The 2244-nt window shown below is 33.7% G+C and carries 2 protein-coding genes and 1 pseudogene; all 3 read right to left on the minus strand.

Annotation, left to right across the window (positions count from 1 at the left end; genetic code table 11):
- Positions 1-147 precede the first annotated feature (147 nt).
- The 3 genes and pseudogenes from AC1DJR_RS27140 to AC1DJR_RS27150 all read right to left on the minus strand — a co-directional run bounded on the left by AC1DJR_RS27140 (position 148) and on the right by AC1DJR_RS27150 (position 1480).
- Positions 148-342, minus strand: a complete 195-nt coding sequence (locus AC1DJR_RS27140) for a hypothetical protein (RefSeq protein WP_477003960.1) — start codon at positions 340-342, stop codon at positions 148-150.
- Positions 343-556: 214 nt separating this feature from the next.
- Positions 557-830, minus strand: a pseudogene (locus AC1DJR_RS27145) (hypothetical protein).
- A 371-nt stretch (positions 831-1201) separates the two neighbouring features.
- Complete coding sequence (locus tag AC1DJR_RS27150) at positions 1202-1480, minus strand: hypothetical protein (RefSeq protein ID WP_088037672.1); 279 nt, start codon at positions 1478-1480, stop codon at positions 1202-1204.
- Between the last annotated feature and the right edge of the window lie 764 nt (positions 1481-2244).

Consider the following 2244-nt stretch of genomic DNA (forward strand, 5'->3'; position numbering starts at 1 on the left):
TTTCGTTTTTCGTTCGCTGTGTTCGTTTGTTTTGTTAGACCTTAAACCGAATCGCAACTATATTCTTCATATTTAGTAAGTAGCAATTTAGAAAACCTATAAATAAAAAAAAGAGTGCTGTAAAGAAGCACACTCATTCAAAGGACTTTACCAATCCTTACGCTTATCACAATCACAGTCACGRTCATGATTACGTCTGCGACGACAYTCATCACAATCACAGTCRCGGTCACGTCYACAACGACGGTCATCACAATCTCTATGTCTGCGTCTGCAAAACATTAAATCATCCCAAAATCTATTACAATCTCTGCAATGTCTGAAATTACAATTACATCCCATAAATATGATTACCTCCTCTTAACTTTAAGATTCATCATATTCTATGCTTAAAAACAAAAGCAGCTTGTTTACTAGTCTACTTTCTGCATTTTAAAGTAATAATATTATTATCTAATCTTTAAGTTTCAAATCTATTTCATCCCTTAATAACAAATAAGACGCTAAACCAATATAACGGCAGCGCCTACGATAATTGCTATTGGTTTAATCATTACTATGGTAGTAATCCTAATTCACGTTGAATCCCAGATAACGTATGTCCATACGCATAACCTACAATACGAATACCTGGAGCGTATCTATGCTCTAAGTCTTCATTGTAAGTTTTCTTGTAATACTCTAATTTTAAAGTAATATTGTGTTTATCATTAATTATTAACTCATCAACTAGGGAATTCGTCCATTTCGATCTGTACAGCTACATAGTTAGCATCTGCATTTGCAGCCTCATTAAAACACTCTTCTAAACCTTCTAATGTTAATTCCATCGTTCATCCTCCTATTTAAATATCCATTTTGTTCAATAAAAAAAGAACACTATAAAGTGCCCTAAGCTTCTGAGTATTAAATATACGACAATGCCCAGCCCGTTCTAATGGCGCAACATAAAAGAGCTTTATAGCGGAATATATATAGCTCTCGGAAAAGGAATAAGTTGGTTGGCATTGACTCGATATTGTATGTTTGGGAATTCCTTATGTGCAATAAAAAAAGAGCCCTATAAGGTGCTCGTCCGATACGATTATAAAGAATGAATACGTCGTGTTCAGTTATTAGTATATGCTTGTCTCATTCAAAGTTTTACTGGTTTAATGTGTAATTTCTATATAACAAAGAAAAAAGCACCCGTTWTGGATGCTTAATGTATACTAATATTAATATTGAATAGCTCTATTGATAGACTTTCTAGAACAATGAATATACTAGCTGAAGCTGATCTATATCCAATATTCTTTCCTGTAACATTAATAGTAATCTCCGCCAAATGGGTTTGCACATCATCTTTTTCAAAAATTTTATCTTCAACCTTTTCAATTATTGCTACATTATCTACTTCTTTAAAAGTTTTCAGCAATTTTGTTTCTAATAAAGTAAAATCAAAATTTTCATCTTTAACTACATCAAATTTAATCTTCATTTTTCTTTCCCCATTTTTAACCAGTCAATACATTAACATCAGTATAATTATATATACTTTTATTAGATAATTCAAAAGTTATGTTTTATAAAACTCCCCATAGTTCACATATTTAATAGAGAGAAATTAAAAAAAATGGCAAAAGTTCCTCTTCCAAGGTCAAGATAACTGTCAACCTTCTCCAAGCCACCGCAACACTATATAACAYCTACATGCTTCACATTTGGTTAGTTCGGTGACTGGGAGAAGACTAAGAATCTTCTCGTTTATACTCCGTGGAGTCGGCTCAATACTTCGGCTACTTAATGTCATTTTCACCAATTTCGTTTACACAACGCTTAAAGGATTAATATCAAGACGTGTATATTTATTCCGACGCCTTGTTTGAACCAATACACTAGAGGGACGGAGGGGAATATACCGCTGTATTGGCTCAAACAAAGAGAGAAAGCTCTCTGCTCGTTTAATCGTTTAAGAAGAACAACCTGACTTATACTAGTTACTGTCGTGAGCAATTACCAATATAATTGAGTTATTTCTTTTTGCTAGGAGACGCGGTCCATTCAATCGAACAGACCAACATCCCCACTTGTAAAACAATCCAGTTTTAACATAGAAATCAAGAATTCACATGACAGGTGTGATTTTACTACCTATGAGTATACAAACGAAAGGCGGTACGTTTATACACTCAATGAGAAGTAAAATATAAATAATTTCGGGAAGCTCTTATCCCCTCTAGCCTCCGCGTCACCGAGTAACGT

The sequence above is a fragment of the Bacillus sp. 05T31 genome (assembly GCF_056396725.1).